The 19,347-nt window shown below is 67.6% G+C and carries 13 protein-coding genes and 1 pseudogene; 10 read left to right on the plus strand and 4 right to left on the minus strand.

Annotation, left to right across the window (positions count from 1 at the left end; translation table 11 throughout):
* Nucleotides 1-404 precede the first annotated feature (404 nt).
* Complete coding sequence (locus MTDSW087_RS16935) at nt 405-2,213, minus strand: glycoside hydrolase family 15 protein (protein WP_144765872.1); 1,809 nt, start codon at nt 2,211-2,213, stop codon at nt 405-407.
* Nucleotides 2,214-2,235: 22 nt separating this feature from the next.
* A complete protein-coding gene (locus MTDSW087_RS30215; protein WP_053622092.1) occupies nt 2,236-2,628 on the minus strand; it encodes a cation transporter dimerization domain-containing protein in 393 nt (130 codons plus the stop codon).
* A 420-nt stretch (nt 2,629-3,048) separates the two neighbouring features.
* Between MTDSW087_RS30215 and MTDSW087_RS16950 the strand changes: the two are divergent.
* Nucleotides 3,049-3,246, plus strand: a pseudogene (locus MTDSW087_RS16950) (ISL3 family transposase); the annotation flags it as partial.
* Between the two features lie 158 nt (nt 3,247-3,404).
* Nucleotides 3,405-3,782 (plus strand): hypothetical protein, encoded by a 378-nt coding sequence (locus MTDSW087_RS16955; RefSeq protein WP_163006264.1) that lies wholly within the window; start codon nt 3,405-3,407, stop codon nt 3,780-3,782.
* Nucleotides 3,783-4,041: 259 nt separating this feature from the next.
* On the opposite strand, the gene MTDSW087_RS16960 is transcribed toward MTDSW087_RS16955, so the two are convergent.
* Together MTDSW087_RS16960 and MTDSW087_RS16965 are read right to left on the minus strand one after the other, a co-directional pair.
* A complete protein-coding gene (locus MTDSW087_RS16960; RefSeq protein ID WP_053608417.1) occupies nt 4,042-6,192 on the minus strand; it encodes a carbohydrate porin in 2,151 nt (716 codons plus the stop codon).
* Between the two features lie 886 nt (nt 6,193-7,078).
* Nucleotides 7,079-7,612, minus strand: coding sequence for a hypothetical protein (locus MTDSW087_RS16965; protein ID WP_053608418.1), 534 nt, complete (start codon nt 7,610-7,612; stop codon nt 7,079-7,081).
* Between the two features lie 352 nt (nt 7,613-7,964).
* On the opposite strand from MTDSW087_RS16965, the gene MTDSW087_RS16970 reads away from it, so the two are divergent.
* From MTDSW087_RS16970 to MTDSW087_RS17005, 8 genes are all read left to right on the plus strand, one after another.
* Nucleotides 7,965-8,201: a DUF2171 domain-containing protein gene (locus MTDSW087_RS16970; RefSeq protein ID WP_053608419.1), complete on the plus strand. Its 237-nt coding sequence runs from the start codon at nt 7,965-7,967 to the stop codon at nt 8,199-8,201.
* A 65-nt stretch (nt 8,202-8,266) separates the two neighbouring features.
* On the plus strand, nt 8,267-10,615 hold the full coding sequence (locus MTDSW087_RS16975; protein ID WP_053622019.1) for a heavy metal translocating P-type ATPase: 2,349 nt from the start codon (nt 8,267-8,269) through the stop codon (nt 10,613-10,615).
* A gap of 192 nt (nt 10,616-10,807) precedes the next feature.
* The gene (locus MTDSW087_RS16980) at nt 10,808-11,722 is read left to right on the plus strand and encodes a cation diffusion facilitator family transporter (RefSeq protein WP_053622018.1); all 915 of its coding nucleotides are present in this window, start codon (nt 10,808-10,810) and stop codon (nt 11,720-11,722) included.
* Between the two features lie 71 nt (nt 11,723-11,793).
* Nucleotides 11,794-12,480: a ZIP family metal transporter gene (locus MTDSW087_RS16985; RefSeq protein WP_053622017.1), complete on the plus strand. Its 687-nt coding sequence runs from the start codon at nt 11,794-11,796 to the stop codon at nt 12,478-12,480.
* 94 nt (nt 12,481-12,574) lie between these two features.
* A complete protein-coding gene (locus MTDSW087_RS16990) occupies nt 12,575-13,165 on the plus strand; it encodes an MgtC/SapB family protein (protein ID WP_083461061.1) in 591 nt (196 codons plus the stop codon).
* Between the two features lie 578 nt (nt 13,166-13,743).
* A complete protein-coding gene (locus MTDSW087_RS16995; RefSeq protein ID WP_053608600.1) occupies nt 13,744-15,030 on the plus strand; it encodes an efflux RND transporter periplasmic adaptor subunit in 1,287 nt (428 codons plus the stop codon).
* A gap of 15 nt (nt 15,031-15,045) precedes the next feature.
* On the plus strand, nt 15,046-18,309 hold the full coding sequence (locus MTDSW087_RS17000) for an efflux RND transporter permease subunit (protein ID WP_053608599.1): 3,264 nt from the start codon (nt 15,046-15,048) through the stop codon (nt 18,307-18,309).
* Nucleotides 18,310-18,633: 324 nt separating this feature from the next.
* The gene (locus MTDSW087_RS17005; RefSeq protein ID WP_163006281.1) at nt 18,634-19,233 is read left to right on the plus strand and encodes a class I SAM-dependent methyltransferase; all 600 of its coding nucleotides are present in this window, start codon (nt 18,634-18,636) and stop codon (nt 19,231-19,233) included.
* Nucleotides 19,234-19,347 lie beyond the last annotated feature (114 nt).

Consider the following 19,347-nt stretch of genomic DNA (forward strand, 5'->3'; position numbering starts at 1 on the left):
CGCATGCACGGCAGCCGCCCTCCTCGGGAGCTTCGCCCTGTATGGGTCCGCCCTGGCGGCCCCGGGCACACCGGTGCTAGGCGCTGGCCTGAACCTGGAGCTCTCACTCGTGCGCATGACCCGAGGCGAGACGATGCATCGCCGGATGCCGCGCGGACGCCGGGTGCAGCCGCGCGGCATGGGTGACCCCAATGCGCGCAACCCCTCCCGCCCCGGGTACCAGCAGCAGAAGGGAAACACCTCGGGCGGCCCACGCTACTGAAGACCGTCATCCGGACGTGGTCGCCGGTTCGCGCGGCCCCGCACACCGAAGCGCCTCCAACGCGGAACACTCGGTGTGCGCCGTCTCGCTCGGAACCGGCAGGGAAGCGGGCGCTCGGCAGCAGACGGGCGTGGGGTCGGTTTCAGGGGGCACAGCGACCGGACGACCGTTGCGCGAGGGGCTTGGCTTTGGCCGGTGAGAGATTGAGCGCCGTGCCGATCAGGGCCAGATGCGAGAAGGCCTGCGGAAAGTTGCCGAGCTGGCGCTTGGCTCGCGGATCGTATTCCTCAGCGAGGAGCCCGACATCGTTGCGGAGCCCAAGCAGGCGCTCGAAGAGAGCCTGCGCCTCCTCGCGCCGGCCCTGCTGCATCCAATTGTCGGCAAGCCAGAAGCTGCAGGGTAGGAAGGCTCCTTCGCCGGGCGGCAACCCGTCCTGAGTTTCCTCGGTGCGGTAGCGCAGGACGAACCCGTCGACCAAGAGGTCTCGCTCGATGGCGCTGACCGTCGCGCGGATGCGCGGATCGCTTGCAGGCAGAAAGCCGACTAAGGGCAGCAGCAGCAGGCTCGCGTCCATGGTTCTGGAGCCGTAGGACTGCACGAAAGCGCCTACCTCAGGGTTGAAGCCCTGCCGGCACACATCGGTGTGTATCCGCGCCCGCAGCGCCCGCCAGCGCGCGACCGGCCCGTCCCAGCCGAACTCGGCTGCGGTTTTCACCATCCGGTCGAGCGCGACCCAAGCCATCACCTTCGAGTGGACGAAGTGCTTGCGCCCGCCGCGCACCTCCCAGATGCCCTCGTCCGGCTGGTCCCAGACGGTCTCAAGATGCTCGGCTAGCGCCTTCTGCAGGGCCCAGGCTTCCGGGTTCTCGGCCAGCCCCCCGTGCCGGGCCTGGTGCAGCGCGTCCATGACCTCACCGAAGACGTCGAGCTGAAGCTGTGTGGCGGCGGCGTTCCCGACCCGGACAGGACGCGAGCCCTCGTAGCCTGGCAGCCATCCCGCCTCCCATTCGCGCAGGTGGCGCTCGCCGGCGAGGCCATACATGATCTGGAGCTGGGCCGGGCTGCCGGCCACCGCCCGCAGGAGCCACTCGCGCCAGGCCCGGGCCTCGTCGTAGTAGCCGGCGTTCATCAGCGCCAGCAGTGTGAGGGTCGCGTCTCTCAGCCAGCAGTAGCGATAGTCCCAATTGCGCGCGCCGCCGATCCTCTCCGGCAGGGAGGTGGTGGGGGCAGCAACGAGGCCCCCGGTCGGCGCATAGGTGAGCGCCTTCAGCGTGATGAGTGAGCGGCCCACGGCCTCGGACCAGCGGCCCTGGTAGGTGCACCGGCTCGACCAGGTACGCCAGAACGCCTCGGTCTCGGCGAGCGCGCGGAACGGATCGACCGACACGGGCGGCGGCTGATGCGACGGGCCGTAGCTGAGGACGAACGTTGCGGTCTCCGCCTCGCCGAGCGTGAACGCTCCGACGGTTCTCAAGTCCTCACCGTGCAGCGGCACGCCGGTCTTCAGCACCAGCATGTCGGGTCCGGCGATGGCTCGCAGCAGACCGCCCTCCAGGCGGCTCACCCATGGCACGTTCGCGCCGTAGCCGAAGCGGAGGACAAGGTCGGTTTGCAAGGTCGTGCGGCCTCGCCGGCCAACGACGATGCGCACCAGGTCCGGAGCAGCACTGCGCGGGGGCATGAAGTCAATCAGGGTGACGGCGCCCTCGGCCGTCTCGAACTCCGTCTCGAGGATCAGAGTGCCTTCGCGGTAGCGGCGCGACACGCGGAACCCTGGGGCGGCGGGGGCGATCTGCCAGCGGCCGTTCTCGGGTGAGCCAAGCAGGGCCGCAAAGCACGCTGGCGCGTCGAACCGCGGCCAGCACAGCCAGTCGATCGAGCCGTCGCGCCCGATGAGCGCGGCCGCCTCGCAGTCGCCGATCAGGGCGTAATCCTCGATCCGGGACGGCACGGCCGGTGCCTCTCGCACGCGCTCAGGTCTTTCGCAGCTTTTCCTCTTCCTGCAGAACCTCGTTCTCGACCTGCACGGTGACGTGGCGCGTGTCGAACTCGGCCGCCATGACCCGCTGCACCGCCTTGCGGATGCGCGCGGCCTCGGCCATGTCGGTCACGACGACGTGCGCGCTCATGGCGTCGATGCCGGAGGTGATCGAGCGCACGTGCAGGTCATGAACGGAGCGCACACCCGGGATTGCCAGCAGCTGACGCTCGACGATGCGGGTGATCACGGAGGCGACATCCGAGCCACGGAAGCCGTTCGCAGCCTCGTAGGCCCCCAGCGGTTGAGCGCGCGCGCCCTGTGCTCCGAGTGCGACCGGAGCGAGCATGATGAGATCGGCGACGAAGGCGTGGTTGATGGTCGGCATCTGTGATCTCGCACGGCGTACGGTGCTACCAAGCCGGATTTCGCTCCATCATTGCACGGGAGAGCCGCGGTTGCGAACCGCCCTGTCCCTCCCGCGTCGCGTTCCGACAAAGGGTGGAGCCGCGGGTGCCGCGGCTGCAGCACAACTACGCCATGACCACGCACGCGGCAAAGGGGGTAACGGTGGACGAGGTCGCCGCGATCGTGCGCGATAGTGGCGAGACGGTCCGGCTCTGGGTCCACCGCCACGAAGTCCTCGGCGCGCAGCAGCCGCAGCACGGCATCCCGCTTGCGCTGCTGGGACATGCGCCCACCGCGACCGGGGTCAACCGCGTCTACAACCGCTCCCGTGTTCGTCGTCATCACCCCTGTTGGGAGACCGTCCGCCAACGGGTGGTCTCAAGCAACCGGGGGCGGACGAGGCGACGCTCGCACGTGCGGGGTGAAGCGTGGTCGAGAGCTTCGCCACTAGCCTCCGGCAGGACGGGATTGCGGTCCACGCTGGCCTTAGGTTGCCCTGAGCAGCGGGCAGGCCGAGGGGCGAGTCAATCGCCTCAAGCTATTGAAGCGCTCCATATACGGCCGCGCCAAGCCCGACCGACTGCGCCGCCTTCTCCTCGCAGTGATTGATCCTGAACCACCAGACTTGGCGATGAACCACTTTCCAGGGGACAGGCCGGGAGAGAAGCCCCAACAGCGTACGCTCAGCGCGTCAGTCCGCCGTCGACAGCTGCAAAGGCCGGATTTGCTTGTGATGAGAGGGGAGACCGACTTGGATTGGGTCTTATCGCGACCGTCAATTTTTCAGAGGCGGCAACTCAAGGAGCGGGCATGACTGTCATGACGGTCAAATTCGATATAGCAAGCGACAACGAAGCTTCATATCAGCTAATCTATAGCAAATTCATCGATGAGCTAGGTCGCGGGCGCGGCAAATTCCAAATTGCTTTCAAAGACAATGTGTACTTCGTAAGCACTCCAGAAAACATTCACGATTTCGTAAGACGGCTATTAAATAAAACAGATTTCAGAATAGACAAGGATCGCCTAACGGTGATCGACGAACGCTCCAAGAAAATTTTTATATGTGGAGCTTGTGATATGGATATTTTCGCAAAATTTCCAGAGTTTCAGCTGATTTCGATAACTGAATAATAGCGATAAGCAGGCTCATAGATGAGAATTGGCCCAATTTTATCGTCCCGCGAAGTCAAGCTGGGTCGGGACTGAATGGGCCGCGTTCGCGTCGAGGCGGATACAATTTTCTTCCAGCGGCCTGGTGTCCGGCCGTGTCGCAACCTCGGTCAAGCGATGTGAACTGCACCCTGTTTGACCGGACAGGCCGCACAGCTCAGGAAGGCATAGGCGTTGCCGTGCCGGCGATCATGGTCAACGGCGAGGCGCCGATCGACCGTCAGAAGTCCGTGTGGAGGCGGGCTGCGAAAAAGTGTGCCGGGCCACGGTCGCGATTGTAGGCCGGGTTCGCCACGAGCTGGTAATCGGCGGAGACTGTCACGGCCTTCGTGAGGCTCAGCGCGTAGTAAGCCTCGGCCGCGCGCTCGGCGCGGTAGCTCAAGCGGCCATCGCCGATCACCAGACCGAGGCCGCCGTTGGCGAAGAAATCCCGGTGCGAGCGGGACAGGTTGTTGAGGGCAGCGCCGAGGCCGACCGTGTCGTCGGGCCGGCCCCAGGCGCCGCCCTTCAGCGAGACACCGCCGGAGACACTGCGGTCGATGTCGGCGAAGGAGAGGCTCTCGTTGCGTCCGTCGTTCAGGCTGGCCCGCGCGAACACCCCGAATTGCGATGTCACCGCCTGTTCGAGGTTGAGGTAGAGCCCGCTCTTGCGCCGGTCGCGTCGGGTGGCCGCGGCCGCATCGTTGATGTCGGCGAAGAAGCCCCCTTGAGTGAGGTCGACCACCTCGCGATAGTTCGCCGTGCGGGCGACGTTGGTGAACAGGCCGAGGCGGATCTTGCCGGGCTGGTCGAGCCCCGGGAGCACGTGGCGCTCCTCCAGCTCGACCGTAAGGCCTCCCTTCCGGGCGATGCGCGGGTCGAGAACGTTGCTGCTCGGTTCTTTCGGCACCTGTGTGTAGGCCGCCCGGATCGCGAACGCCTTGCGGTTGTACTCGACCATCACGCCTTGGGTGAACCCGGGCAGGTTCGCGGGGAAGTCATAGGCCCCGGACGCCCAGAGGGACCAGTTCAGGAAATCGACGCGGGGATCGTGCGCGTAGGTGTTGCCGTCGAAGAAGTCGCCGAGCGCGAACTTGCCGGCCACGATCGTGATCCGCTCGATGTCGCGACGCGTCGCGACCTGGTTCGGGCCGTCCGGCACATCCTCGGTCTCGCCGCCGAGGCCGAAGGTCTGGCGGACGAAGTAGCGTTGCGAGCGGAATTTCGGGAAGGGCGCGCCGGCCTTCTGCGCCTCGCCGTTGACGAAGCCGGCGACGCCGAGCGTCCGGCTCAGGCCGAAGCCCTGGTCGAATTCGGGGTTGTAGTAGAGTTCGGTGCTGTCCGTGAGCTTGAAACCGAGGAAGGCGGTCGCCGTCAGCGTGGCGCGTGCCTGGCGCGGCACGAGGCTCTGCGGCCCGAGATAGGGCGAGCGGAAGCCGGACACGCCCTGGTCCACGAAGGTCGTCTGGCCGTGCAGCGAGACGCGGTCGCTGATCGCCGTATCGGGATCGTGGGGGGCTACCTCGCCGGGCTCGGGCGGCAAGACGAGACCACCCGGATACCAGGACAGGCGCGCGAGGACTTGGTTGGAGGTGAAGGAGGCCCGCGCGGAGAAGGGGCCGCCGGTGACGCCCGGAACGGTGCCGAGATCGAGCCGTCCGCTCCGGCCGAGGTCGAGGTAGCGGTATTCCAGTCCCAGCGCGAGGTTCTCGGTGATGGCATACTCGATGCCGGCACCGAGCGAGAACCCGAGGAAGGCGCGGCCCCGCCGAAGGGCCGGGGCTGACGTCGTCCCCGGATCAAGGAAGTTGGTGAGAAACCGGACCTGAGCGCCCGCAAGCCCGAAGCTGGCATAGACGAGATAGCGCTCGAACGCGTAGCCGACGCGGGCTCGGGCTGTCCCGAACACGTCGGCCTTGGCCCGGATCACGGGGAAGGCGGGATCCAGCCCCTCGAAGCCGAACCCAGGCGTGGTCGAGGACACGGGCCGCTTCAGGTTCGTGGCGTCAACGTCGGCTTCAACGCCATACACGAACGGGCCGATCTGCCAGGCGTACCCGCCGAACAGGCCGCCGAGTGCGGTGGTCGCATCGCGGCCGGCATCATTGCGGCCCGTGGCATCCCCGGTGCGGAATTCCGGCACTGAACGGCGGCTGATCATGCCGGAACCGAAGCCGAAGCCGCCGAAGGCGTCACCGGCGCTGCCCTGCCATCCGATATAGCCGCCCGCCCAGGTACCGAAGGAGGGCAGGTGTGTCGCGTCGTGTGGCGTCGGCGTGGCGCGATCGGCCCCGTGGGCGCCGGTGGACAGGCCAGCGAGCAACGTCGCAACCCCTGCACCAATCCCTGCACCCGCGCGGAGGCGTCCTGCGGCCTGTCTCCACCGGCTCATCGTGCCGCCTCCACATGCATGAACCGAACCCGCACCAGCGATGCGGTGACCGGGACACGATGCGGCATCCACCCAAACTTGGCCGCGCTGCTAACCATGGACGAGCGGCTTCGTGCAAGCCTGCCGCCGGGTTCGGGTTGAGCTGACGACCCCGGCCGCTGAGATAGCCACGCGTACCACCGAGGTAGACACCGCCCTCACGCCCCTCGTCACGCCTATGGAGCGGGATGGTGAGAGGCCGAACTTCCAGAATTCAGGCGGCATGGCGTGTGGGTTGCTCGCAGCGACGGCAGCCATGCCGCTCTTCCCATCGGCCGTGATCACGACTGCGAACCCGCGTGCGGGTGAGGTGGGGCGGCTTTCGAAACGCATTGTGGGGTTGTGCGCGCGATCGATCGTTCCCCGAATGCCGCGGGTTCGGTTAGGGGCGCATCACCGCCGAAACAGGCGGCGATCTCCGGGCGCGCCTGTTTATCGACGGCCGATGACGGTTCGATGCCACTTGTGAGCTTCTCGGCTGCGCAGTACGGCTGGCGCGGGGTGACCGGCACGTGCCCTACCCCCGGCCTCGAAGCCTGCGCTGGAGGGCGTGCGTGGCGTCCATGGTCCCGTTCGAGATGATCCCGGCGGGACAGGTTTGCGGTGAAGCGGCTTGCTCGCGAGAGGAGGACGGGGCGCGCAGGTCGCCCGGTCGTCGTCCGCTGACGAGGCCCGCCGCGACGCACCGCTCATCAAGCCCCGGGCTCACGCCGCATCGGCATGCCCGGCCGCCGAGGTAGCGATTGTCCGATCAAGGCCGCATATGGCGTCGCGCCGAGCCCGATCATCTCGGCGGTTTGCGGGTCGACCACCCTCGTGGGCCCGGTGCAGATGATCGCGACCTGCTTCACGGGGTCTGCCCGAGGATCAGGTCCGACGCGTGCCGGGAGGCCGGGTGGCCTGTGGCCCCCTGGTGGGCGACCGAGCACGACTCGTAGCGGTCGCCCCTGGCCAGCATGGTCAAGCGCCGCTCGCCGGGAACGGCCTTCCTGACGGCCAGGAGCGCGCGTCCGGACGGCCACGACACAGTCTCGGCACCCGGCATGGTTTGCGGCTGACCATACCGCCGCACGCCCTCCCGGTAGATGGCCTCGTAGCGCGACGGCAGTTCGGCCTCCGAGAGCGGACGGCTGAGCCAGATGACCTGCTGCAGGCCCTCGTCCCGGCAGACTTCCAGGATGACCTCGTCCGTATCGATGCCCGCGGCCAGCGGACGGTCGTGGAAGTAGGTCAGCGCGGTGATGTTCGCTTCACGGTCGACCATGGAGGGCTTCGGCACCGTGTCGACGGGTCCCCAGGACAGGCCAAACGGGGCTTCCTGAGCATGGGCTCCGTGCAGGCAGCCGAGCCAGAGCAGGGCCGACAGGGCGCTGCGTCTCATCGTCGTCTCTCCCTCCGTTGATCTGCGACGTCCCTGCACGTCGTCGCTGGCGCGTGACTGAACCATGGATTGCGATCTCGATCGGCGCTTCCGGACCGAGCACCAGACCCCCGCGGGAATACCCCGAGATCATCGATGTTGGGCTCGAGGACGACCGTGCGCAACCATTCCTTGCAGCGCTGGTTCTCTCGTCGCTAGCCCCGGTTCCAGGGCGAGACGGTGTTCTCAACGGCCTCGAACGGTGCCGGACTTGCGCCGAGCGCTGCCGGAAGATGGCCGCCGAACGCGAGGCGCTCGTCGAGCGTCTCCCGTCACACCATGTGTCGGCCGTCTCAGGTCGAGGAGATACGTCATGATCGATGCAAGCCAGATCAAAGAGCAGATGGAGGTCAAGGCGTCCGATGGGCACCATGTCGGCACCGTCGATCACATGCAGGGATCCGATCAGATCAAGCTGACCCGGAACGATCCGGCCGCGCAAGGCGCGCATCACCTCATCCCGCTCGCCTGGGTCGAGCGCGTCGACGCGCATGTACACCTCAGCAGGTCGAGCCAAGAGGTCATGGCGCAGTGGCAGAGCCAAGGCTGAGACCGACCGCTCCTTGCTCCTCTAGCGGCTAGAGGTTCTAGGCTGCCGGGGAGCAGGAGGATCTCATGACGGGACACAGTGCGGACGCCGCGCGCAAGAACGGTACGACCTTCACCTGGAAGGTCGAGGGGATGGATTGCGCCAGCTGCGTCGGCAAGATCCAAACGGCGTTGGCCAGGTTGCCGGGCGTCAGCGACGTCAGGGCTTCGACGATCACCGAGACCCTGACCGCCACGATCGATCAGACCCAGATCTCCTCAGCGACCGTCGAGAAACGCGTGGCCGGCCTCGGCTACACGCTCACGCGCAAATTGCCGCCATCCCTCACTTCCGGTCCCGAACACGAGCTGCTCGGCCGCCACGATGCGAACGCAGCACACGGCTGTGGTGACCCGGGCTGTGACCAGGACGCGCAGGCACCCCTGACGACGGCACACCAGCATGACGGCGTTCTCGCAAAGCAGGGGCACGCACATGGCGAGAACGCCGGCAGGCCTTGGTGGCAGGCCAGCAAGGGCCGTCTGGTCCTGTTCACCGGCGCCATGCTCGCCCTGGCCTGGATGATCAAGCTCAGCGTTCCCGCGCTGGCCTTCTGGGCATTCGTGGGCGCGACGCTGGTCGGAGTCGCGCCCGTCGCCCAGCGCGCCATCGCGGCCACGCGCGCCGGCATGCCGTTCACGATCGAGATGCTGATGTCGATCGCCGCTGCCGGCGCCCTGTTCATCGGCGCCGCGGAGGAAGGCGCCCTTGTCGTGTTCCTGTTCGCGGTCGGCGAGGTGCTGGAGGGCGTGGCGGCCGACCGAGCCCGCGCCGGCATCCGGGCGCTCGGCGAACTCGTCCCGAAGACAGCGTTGGTCGAGGAGAACGGCATCGCCCGAGACGTGCCGGCCGCGTCGCTCGCGATCGGCCAGACAGTGCTGGTGCGACCGGGCGATCGCATCCCGGCCGACGGCGTCATCCTCTCCGGCACGTCCGGCATCGATGAGTCTCCTGTGACGGGGGAATCCTTCCCGAGCACCAAAGGGGCGGGGGACGGCGTCTTCGCGGGCTCGATCAACCGCGAGGCGGCACTCCGGGTGCGCGTCGCCAAGGCCGCCGAGGACAACACGATCGCGCGCATCATCCGCCTCGTCGAGGAGGCGCAGGAGGCGCGCGCGCCGACGGAGCGCTTCATCGACCGCTTCTCGCGCTGGTACATGCCGCTCATCGTCGGCCTCGCCCTCCTCGTCGTTCTGATGCCGCCGCTCCTGTTCGGGGGGCTTTGGTCGACCTGGGTCTATCGCGGGCTCGCGCTCCTGCTGATCGGCTGCCCGTGCGCGCTCGTGATCTCGGTGCCGGCCTCGATCGCATCGGCCCTGTCGGCCGGGGCGCGCCGCGGCTTGCTGATGAAGGGCGGAGCCGTGATCGAGGCGGCGGCGAAGACGCAGATCATCGCCTTCGACAAGACGGGCACGCTGACCGAGGGAGCGCCGCGGGTGACGGACGTCGCGGTCTATTCCGGCAGCGAGGCTGAGATGCTGCGGCTGGCTGCGGCCGTCGAGACCGGATCGAACCATCCACTCGCCGTCGCGATCGTGGAGTGGGCCAGGACGACGGGCTGCCGGATCCAGCCCGCCGACGGGGTCAGGGCCGTTCCGGGTCAGGGCGTGACCGGCTCGCTCGACGGGCAGGAGATCTTTCTCGGTGCTCCGCGCTTTGCCGAAGGCGGTACGACCTGGCCGGCCGGGGCGAGCGAGCGGAGCGCCGCGCTCGAAGCGGAGGGCAAGACCGTCACGGCGCTCGTGGTGGGCGGCCGTTTGGTGGGGCTGATCGCCCTGCGCGACGAGCCGCGTCCCGACGCGAAGTCGGCTCTCGCAGCCCTACAAGATCTCGGCATCCGTCCGATCATGCTCACGGGCGACAACGCGCGCACCGGTGCGGCGATCGCGGGTGCGCTCGGTCTGGAGTTCCGCGCCGAGCAGATGCCCGACGACAAGGTGGCGGTGATCCGGGCGCTCGGGGTGGGGGGCGGGGTCATGATGGTGGGCGACGGTATCAACGATGCACCGGCGCTGGCGGCGGCGAGCGTGGGGATCGCCATGGGTTCGGGCACCGACGTCGCCCTGGAGACCGCCGACGGCGCGCTCCTGAGGAGCCACACCTACGACGTCGTGGAGATGATCCGCTTGGCGCGGGCCGCCATGGCCAACATCCGCCAGAACATCGCCGTCGCGCTGGGGCTGAAGGCGGTGTTCCTGGTCACGAGCGTGCTCGGGCTGACGGGCTTGTGGATCGCCATCCTGGCCGATACGGGGGCTACCGTGATCGTCACCGCGAACGCGCTGCGCCTGCTCGGGTTCTTCGGTTCCGGCGGCACGTCGGGCGGGGGCGACACGGCGCAGCCGAGCGAGGCTCTCGAGCCCGCGGCGGCGTGAGCGCACGTCCCTGCCCCGCAGGCCTGGCTCATCGCTGGAGGAGCGGCGGCTGGGCCGGTTCGCTGCCCGAGGAGCGCCGGCGCCGCGGCGGGCCATCGGGCCGTGAGGCGTCAGGGTGTCGACGCATCTTCTTACTCCACCGCCCGCGTCGCCGGGACGCTGTGATCGTCCGCTCAGGAAAGAGGAACCGGAATGGGTGCAGGGCATGATCATGGAGCAACCCTCGGCGGCTCGGCCGCGGGGCGGCACCGCGGGCGCCTGATCTGGGCGCTCGGGCTGACCCTGACCTACATGGCCGCCGAGGTGGTCGGCGGCTTGCTGACCGGCAGCCTCGCGCTCCTGGCCGATGCTGCCCACATGCTCACCGACGCAGGAGGTCTTGCGCTGGCACTCCTGGCGATCCGCTTCGGCGAGCGGCCCGCGACGCCGCAACGGACCTACGGCTACCTGCGCGCGGAGGTGCTCTCGGCGCTGGCCAACGCCGTCGTGCTCCTCGTCCTCACGATCTACATCCTCTACGAGGCGTACCGCCGCTTCGTCGACCCGCCCGAGGTCATCGGCGGCCCGATGCTGGCGGTGGCGGCCGTCGGCCTGGTGGTCAACCTGATCAGCATGCGCCTCCTGTCCGGCGGCTCGTCGGAGAGCCTGAACGTCAAGGGCGCCTACTTCGAGGTGCTCTCCGACATGCTCGGCTCGCTCGGGGTGATCGTGGCGGCAGTGATCGTGATGGTCACGGGCTGGCGGCTGGCCGACCCGATCGTGGGAGCCGGCATCGGCCTGTTCATCGTGCCGCGCACCTGGAGCCTGCTCAGCCAGGTCACCCATATCCTGCTGGAGGGCACCCCGCCCCAGGTCGACGTCGTGCTGCTGGAGCGCCGCTTGGCCGAGATCCCGGGCGTGGCCGGCGTGCACGACCTTCACGTCTGGACCATCACCTCGGGTCTCGACGCGATGAGCGGGCACTTGGTGGTGCCTGGGGCGGGTGACGCCGCCCGCGTGCTGCGTCACGCACGGCAGATCCTGGCGGACGAGTTCAAGGTCGATCACGTTACGATCCAGATCGAAGATGCGGCGCTTCGAACCGAGGAAAAGGCTCTGCACATCTGAGCGGACCTGAGCCGCTCGGCCTCCGCCGCCGATGGTGTGTCCCCGTCGCAATCCAGGAATACGGAACTTCGATGTCAGCTTGGGCCTACACGCTCATCCCAGCCCTCGCGACGGTACTGGGGGCCGCCGTCGCCGCCGTGCGTCAGCCTGGCCCGGCGGTCACCAGCGCCGTCCAGCATCTCGCCGCGGGCGTCCTGTTCGCCGCGGTCGCGGGCGAGATCCTGCCCGACCTCAAGCATCAGCAATCCCCGATCGCGGTGATCGTCGGCGGAGCCCTCGGTGTCGCCCTGATGCTCCTGGTCAAGCGCCTGGGGGAGAAGGCGAAGGGGTCGGTCGGGCTCATCGCGACGGTCGGGATCGACATTCTGATCGACGGCCTGGTCCTCGGCATCGGCTTCGCGGCCGGGGCGAAGCAGGGCCTGCTGCTGACGGGCGCACTCACGCTCGAGGTACTGTTTCTCGGGATCGCGGTCGCCTCCAAGCTGAAGCAAACGAGCGGCTCTGCGGGACGGGTGGTCGGTACGGTGGCCGGTCTCGCGCTCCTGCTGCCGCTGGGTGCGCTCCTGGGCACGCCGGTCGGTGCGCTGCCCGGGCCCTATCTCGCCGGCTTCTTCGCGTTCGCGCTCGTCGCGCTGCTCTATCTCGTCACCGAGGAGCTGCTCGTGGAGGCGCATGCCGTACCCGAGCAACCTTGGACCACCGCGATGTTCTTCATAGGTTTCCTCGGCATGCTGGTGATCGAGGAGATCGCCACTTGAGGCGCGCCGGCTCGCGCATTGGCGATCATGCTGAGGGCTGCCTTCGCCTGTGGGGCGCACCGCGTAGTGCTATCGAGAAAGAACCGTCACGCCGATGAAGCTCACAGCCTTCAGCCTCTGGGAGGTGGCATCCCATCTCGTGGATCTCGCGATCGCCTACGCCCTCGCGGCGCCGATCGGGTGGGACCGCGAGCAGGAGGAGCGCTCGGCTGGCATCCGCACCTTTCCCCTCGTCGCGGTCGCCGCCTGCGGCTTCGTGCTGGTCGCGATCCGCGTGCTCGGTGCGGACTCGACGGGCCAGGCCCGCATCCTCGAAGGTGTGATTACGGGTGTTGGCTTCATCGGCGGCGGGGCCATCCTGAAGCATGCCGGGCGTGCCTCCGGCACCGCGACCGCCGCCAGCCTGTGGGCCACGGGCGCGCTCGGGGCGGCAGTGGGCTACGGCCTTTACGACATCGCCGCCATCCTGAGCCTCGTCACCTACCTGACGCTGCGCTACCTCGTGCCGCTGAAGCAGGCTGCCCACCGCGACGGAGGCGACACCAACGGTAGAGGATCCGAAACCGATCCAGAGGAGCCGAACACCGATACGGCCGCGCGTTCGGCGGGCGCCGTTCTGGATCGGGAAGGGGCAGCCGATCCGTCACTTCCCCGCGGGGACGCTCGAGGCGATCCCAGTCCATGACGGGCTTCACCTCGGTCGGAGGGGCGCAGACCTTGTGCTCACTTGCGGTCGATCGTAGATCAGGGCTGAGATGACGAGCCTGCGGCACCTTTGGACAAGCGACCCGGCGCGCCTGCTGCGCACTGCCGTGGCATGCTTGGTAGCCTTCGTGTTCGCCTTCTCCGTCATCAGCTCCGAAACTGCCGCGGCACCCAGCTCCGTTCAGAGCGATGGACTGCTGACGCTCGCGTCGCATCCGGCTCCCGATCATGCAGGATCGGGCGACCCGGCGGATGCGGGCATCCTGCTCCATGCCCACTGCGGCTGTCACCAAGTGATGCGGGCCGAGCCGGTCGCGTTCGAGCCGGTCCGGACAGCTGATCGGATTGCTTATCCGATCCAGACCGAGCCGCTCGCCTCCCGCGCCGCCTCCCCACTCCGCAGACCGCCCCGGGCCTGACCCGTCCCACCGCTACGGTGGACTGTCGCCGCTTGCGCCTTCTTCAGGGGCTGAGCGTTGGAGGTCATGTGGGAACTTGGAAGTGATCGGCCGCGCCTCTGCGCAGCCGGCGCCCAAAGGCCCGGTCGAGGTCAGCGCCATGCGTGCGTTTCTTATTCTGATTGTTCTGGCGGTCGGTGTCGCGATCGGCGGTGCCGTGCCGCGCGTGTCCCAGGTCATCCAGGGGGCTTTGGCGGCGACCGGCCTGATGAAGACCGACCCCCCACCGGAGGGCCCAGCGCAATCCCCGAAGGCGGGGGCGGAAAAACCGGCCGGCGAGAAGGCGGAGGATCACGCCGCCGAGGGGCAGATCAAAATGTCGGCGGAGCAGGCTGCCGCGCAGGAGATCACGACCGCGCCCGTTCAGGGCGGCACGCTCTCGCGGCACCTGATGGCGCCCGGCACGATCACGCCGGACACCGACCGGATCGCGCGTGTGCCGGCGCGGGTTGTGGGAACCGTGGCGGAGATGCTCAAGCGCCTGGGCGACCCCGTGAAGAAGGGCGAGGTCGTCGCCGTCCTCGACAGCCGCGAGGTCGCCGACGCCAAGAGCGAGTACCTCACCGCTCTGGTCAACACCGAGTTGCAGAAGACCAACTACGACCGGCAGCAGGCGCTCTGGGACAAGCGGATCTCCGCCGAGGCCACGTTCCTACAGGCCCGCGCGACCTATTCCGAGACGCAGTTGCGCGTCAACCTTGCCCGCCAGAAACTCTCGGCGCTCGGCCTCAATGCGGATGAGGTTGCGGCAGCGGCCAAGAAGGACGAGACCACCCCGAACCAATCGAGCCTGCGGCGCTACGAGTTGCGCTCGCCGCTGACCGGGCGCGTCGTCGAGCGCAAGGTCGACGTCGGCACGGCGGTGGGCAAGGAGGGTGACCCGGCCGACCTCTACACGGTCGCGGACCTCGCGACGGTCTGGGTCGAGCTCGCGGTGCCGACCACGGATCTGGCCAAGGTCAAGGAGGGCGCGGAGGTTCTGATCGCACCCCGCGATGAGGATGCGGGCCAGCGGGCGAAGGGCAAAATCATCTTCGTCAGCCCGCTCCTGAACGCAGAGACCCGCTCGGCCCGCGTGATCGCCGCGCTGCCCAACCAGGATTTCAGCTGGCGGCCGGGTACCTTCGTCTCGGCCGAGATCCAGGTCGGCCAGGACAGCGCCAAGGCGAAGGTGCCGCGCGACGCACTCCAGAGCATGGGCGGCGAGAAAGTCGCTTTCGTGCGCAACGCGGACGGCTTCGAGCGGCGCGACGTCAAGACCGGCAAATCGGACGATGAGTCGGTCGAGGTCGTCTCCGGCCTGGAGCCGGGCGAGGAGATCGCAGTCAAGAACACCTTCCTCCTCAAGGCTGAGCTCGGCAAGGGCGAAGCCGAGCACCACGACTGAGACGGGACGCTCGCCATGATCAGTCGCATCCTCGACTTCTCGGTCCACCAGCGCTGGCTCGTGGTGCTGCTGTCGCTGCTCGCCGCCGGCTTCGGTGTGTTCTCGCTGACCAAGCTGCCCATCGACGCGGTGCCGGACATCACCAACAACCAGGTGCAGATCAACACGGTCGCGCCTTCCTACTCACCCGTCGACATCGAGAAGCAGGTCACCTACCCGGTCGAGACCGCGCTGGCCGGCATCAAGGGGCTCGAATACACCCGCTCGCTCTCGCGCAACGGCTTCTCGCAGGTCACCGCCGTCTTCAACGAGAAGCTCGACATCTACTTCGCCCGGCAGCAGGTCGCCGAGCGCCTCAACCAGGTCAAGAGTGACCTGCCGCCAGGCGCCGAGCCGCAGATGGGCCCGGTCTCGACTGGCCTGGGCGAGATCTACATGTGGACAGTGAACTACAAGAAAGCCGGCGAGAAAGCGCCCGTCCTCGACGGCAAGCCGGGCTGGCAATCCGACGGCAGCTACCTGACCCCGGAGGGGCAGCGCCTCACGACCGAGCTGGAGCGGTCCGCTTATCTGCGCACAATCCAGGACTGGATCATCCGCCTGCAGATCAAGACCGTGCCCGGGGTGGCCGGCGTCGATGGCATTGGCGGCTACGAGAAGCAGTACCACGTCCAGCCCGACCCGGCGAAGCTGACCGCCCTCGACCTCTCGTTCGGCGACGTCGCCCGCGCACTCCAGGCCAACAACGCCAACCAGGGCGCCCGCTACCTGGAGGACAACGGCGAGGGCTACGTCGTGCGCGCGGCCGGACGGCTGGAGAGCATGGACGAGATCGCCAACGTCGTCGTCACGACGCGTGGCGGCGTGCCGGTGCGGATCAAGGACATAGCTCAGGTCCGGATCGGGCGGGATCTACGGACCGGCTCGGGCAGCGAGAACGGCCGCGAGGTCGTCGTCGGCACCGCGTTGATGCTGATCGGCGAGAACAGCCGCACCGTCGCCGCCGCCGTCGATGCCAAGATGAACGAGATCCGCAAGTCGCTGCCGCCCGGGGTCGAGGTGCAGACGGTGCTCAACCGCACGCTGCTGGTCGAGGCGACCATCAAGACGGTGGCCCGGAACCTCGCCGAGGGCGCGACGCTCGTCATCGTCATCCTGTTCCTGCTGCTCGGCAACATCCGGGCCGCCATCATCACGGCGCTGGTCATCCCGGTCGCCATGCTGATGACCATGACCGGCATGGTCGAGGCGAAGATCTCGGCGAACCTGATGAGCCTCGGCGCCCTCGATTTCGGGCTGATCGTCGACGGGGCGGTGATCATCGCGGAGAACTCGCTCCGGCACCTGGCGGAAAAACAGCACGAACTCGGCCGCAAGCTGGAACTCGAGGAGCGGCTCGCGACGGTGCGGGCGTCGGCCGAGGAGATGATCAAGCCGTCGCTGTTCGGGCAGGCGATCATCATCCTGGTCTACGTCCCGCTCCTGACCTTCACGGGGGTCGAGGGCAAGATGTTCGAGCCGATGGCGCTGACCGTGATCATCGCGCTGGTCTCGGCCTTCATCCTGTCGCTGACCTTCGTCCCGGCGATGATCGCCATCGTGATCACCGGCAAGGTCACCGAGACGGACAACCTCATCATCCGGGGGTTCAAGGCGGCGTATCGCCCGGCCCTGGTCGGGGCCGTGCGGGCCCCGATGGCGTTCATCCTAGGCTCGCTCCTGCTGCTGGCCGGGGCCGGCGTGTTGTTCACCCGGCTCGGCGCGGAGTTCATCCCGACGCTCGACGAGAAGAGCATCGCCATGAACGCGCTGCGGATCCCCTCGACCTCGCTGTCGCAATCCCAGGCGATGCAGCTCAAGATCGAGCAGGCGGTGAGTAAGTTCCCGCAGGTGGCCTACGTGTTCTCGAAGACCGGTACCGCCGAGGTTGCCTCCGACCCGATGCCGCAGAACTCCTCGGACACCTTCGTGATCCTCAAACCCCAGGAGGAGTGGCCGGACCCGGAATTGTCCAAGACCGAGCTGCAGGAGCAGATCGAGAAAGCCGCCGGCGCCTTGGCCGGCAACGTGTTCGAGTTCTCCCAGCCGATCCAGCTGCGCTTCAACGAGCTTCTGGCCGGCACCCGCGGCGATCTCGCCGTGAAGGTGTTTGGCGAGGAGTTCGAGCCGATGCTCAAGGTGGCCAACCAGATCGCGGCCATCTTGAAGGGGACGGCGGGAGCCGAGGACGTCAAGGTCGAGCAGACGCAGGGCCTGCCGTTCCTGGAGATCAAGATCAACAAGGCGGAGGCCGCGCGGCTAGGCCTGAGCACCGGGGCCATCCAGGAGGTCATCGGGGCGGCGATCGGCGGCAAGGATGCCGGCGTGGTGTTCGAGGGCGACCGGCGCTTTCCCATCGTCGTACGCCTGACCGACAAGGTCCGGGAGGATCGCGAGGCGCTGGAGAACTTGCCCGTCGCGCTGCCGCCCGGCCCGAACGGGCGCTCGGCCTCCGTGCTCCTGAAGCAGGTGGCGAGCTTCGAGGTGACGGAGGGGCCGAACCAGATCAGCCGCGAGAACGGCAAGCGCCGTGTCGTGGTCACCGCCAACGTGCGCGGCCGGGACATCGGTTCGCTCGTGGCCGAGGCGCAGGCGAAGGTCGCGAGCCAAGTCCAGCTGCCCCCGGGCTATTACATCGCCTGGGGCGGTCAGTTCGAGAATCTGGCCTCGGCCCGGCAGCGTCTGATGGTCGTCGTGCCGGTGTGCTTCTTCCTGATCTTCCTGCTGCTGTACTCGGCGCTGGGCTCGCCCCGGGACGCGCTGCTGGTGTTCAGCGCGGTGCCGCTGGCGCTCACCGGCGGCATCGCGGCGCTGTGGCTGCGCGGCATGCCGTTCTCGGTGCCGGCGGCGGTCGGGTTCATCGCGCTCTCCGGCGTGGCGGTGCTGAACGGCCTCGTGATGCTGACCTTCATCAAGCAACTCATCGCTGAGGGGCGCCCCCGGCGCGAGGCGATCCTGGAGGGCGCCATGACCCGCTTGCGACCGGTGGCGATGACGGCGCTCGTGGCCTCACTCGGCTTCGTGCCCATGGCGTTGGCCACCGAGACTGGGGCGGAGATCCAGCGGCCCCTGGCGACCGTCGTCATCGGCGGCCTGATCAGCGCCACCCTGCTCACGCTCATCGTGCTGCCGGCGCTCTACGCCCGCTTCGGCGGCAAGGATCTGCCGAAATCTTCCGTGCAGGCGAGGAAGGAAGCCGAGGGACGCGCCTTTCCGCCCCTGCGACCTGCCGCGGAGTAGGGGCGCCCATGTCGCCTCGCGGCTTTCAACCTCAAAGAGGATCGGAAGCCGATCCAAAGGGCAGGCAGGCTCGCAACCTGGCACGCCAACGTCACGTCGCGTGACGTTCACGAACCATTCTTCATCGATGTAAGGGGCCGGATAGCCAGCGCGACGTCTGCCTCACGCCACCGATTTTTTTCTTTGCCGATGGGGATGCTAAAGATGCAGGCTGGCAAGTGCGCGACAAGCGTCTCGGATGCGGAGAGTCGAGCCGATCTCATACACACCGAGGTGCCGGCGAGCCGGCGAGTCCGCAGCCGATGGCTCTCGAGTGCATTCCGCATGCTGGTCGATGCCTGCCTTCTGGACGACCCAAAATGGTACGCGCCCCTGGCGGAAGCCCTCGCCCCGAGGCCCGGTGAGCGCATTCTCGACTGCGGCCCTGGAAGTGCTCTGCGCGCCTTGTATTGCGCCGACCGCTTCCCAGACTCACAGTTTGTTGCGGTCGAGTTCAACCGACGTCGGATCACGAAGGCGTTCAAGCGCGCATCCAGCATGAATTTGTCCAACTATAAAGCTATGACGTTCGAAGATGCGAGGCGCACACCGTTCGGCGCAGGTTCTTTCGACAAGGCGCTGCTGGTTCTCAACCTGCATGGTCTTGCGCCGGAGGATAAGACGAAAAATCTGCGGGAGCTTCGGCGGATCCTCCGGCGAGGCGGTATCGTCTTGGCGGCCGACATCGACCAACCGAAGGCCTCGCGGGAAGACGTGATCTTACGGCTCACCCAGCTGTTCTATGGCGCGGAGGCAACCAAGTCCCACACGTCGGGGACGTGGCCGAAATACCTGACGGAGGCGGGCTTTACCGGAGTGCGTCGCTTGTCGGAGCATCCAATCTGGATCGGCCGGATGGCCCTGATCCGCAGCCGGAAGCAGTGAGCTCGCTCCATTGAACCGCGCTGGGCTTACCGCCACTGGAATTACGTGGTGGCTGCGGCGCGATAATCGGCTTTCCGGGCAGGTATGGCGTTGAGCGTGACGAGGCGTTTGCGC

Origin of the sequence: Methylobacterium dankookense, from assembly GCF_902141855.1 — a bacterium.
In the GTDB taxonomy this organism is placed as follows: domain Bacteria; phylum Pseudomonadota; class Alphaproteobacteria; order Rhizobiales; family Beijerinckiaceae; genus Methylobacterium; species Methylobacterium dankookense.

Bases quoted from the DNA above. Each gene is read 5' to 3' on its own strand.
- MTDSW087_RS17005 (WP_163006281.1), top strand. From the start codon at position 18,634: ATGCTGGTCGATGCCTGCCTTCTGGACGACCCAAAATGGTACGCGCCC.
- MTDSW087_RS16975 (WP_053622019.1), top strand. From the start codon at position 8,267: ATGACGGGACACAGTGCGGACGCCGCGCGCAAGAACGGTACGACCTTC.
- MTDSW087_RS16965 (WP_053608418.1), bottom strand. From the start codon at position 7,612: ATGAGACGCAGCGCCCTGTCGGCCCTGCTCTGGCTCGGCTGCCTGCAC.
- MTDSW087_RS16960 (WP_053608417.1), bottom strand. From the start codon at position 6,192: ATGAGCCGGTGGAGACAGGCCGCAGGACGCCTCCGCGCGGGTGCAGGG.
- MTDSW087_RS16970 (WP_053608419.1), top strand. From the start codon at position 7,965: ATGATCGATGCAAGCCAGATCAAAGAGCAGATGGAGGTCAAGGCGTCC.
- MTDSW087_RS16980 (WP_053622018.1), top strand. From the start codon at position 10,808: ATGGGTGCAGGGCATGATCATGGAGCAACCCTCGGCGGCTCGGCCGCG.
- MTDSW087_RS30215 (WP_053622092.1), bottom strand. From the start codon at position 2,628: ATGCCGACCATCAACCACGCCTTCGTCGCCGATCTCATCATGCTCGCT.
- MTDSW087_RS16995 (WP_053608600.1), top strand. From the start codon at position 13,744: ATGCGTGCGTTTCTTATTCTGATTGTTCTGGCGGTCGGTGTCGCGATC.
- MTDSW087_RS16990 (WP_083461061.1), top strand. From the start codon at position 12,575: ATGAAGCTCACAGCCTTCAGCCTCTGGGAGGTGGCATCCCATCTCGTG.
- MTDSW087_RS17000 (WP_053608599.1), top strand. From the start codon at position 15,046: ATGATCAGTCGCATCCTCGACTTCTCGGTCCACCAGCGCTGGCTCGTG.
- MTDSW087_RS16985 (WP_053622017.1), top strand. From the start codon at position 11,794: ATGTCAGCTTGGGCCTACACGCTCATCCCAGCCCTCGCGACGGTACTG.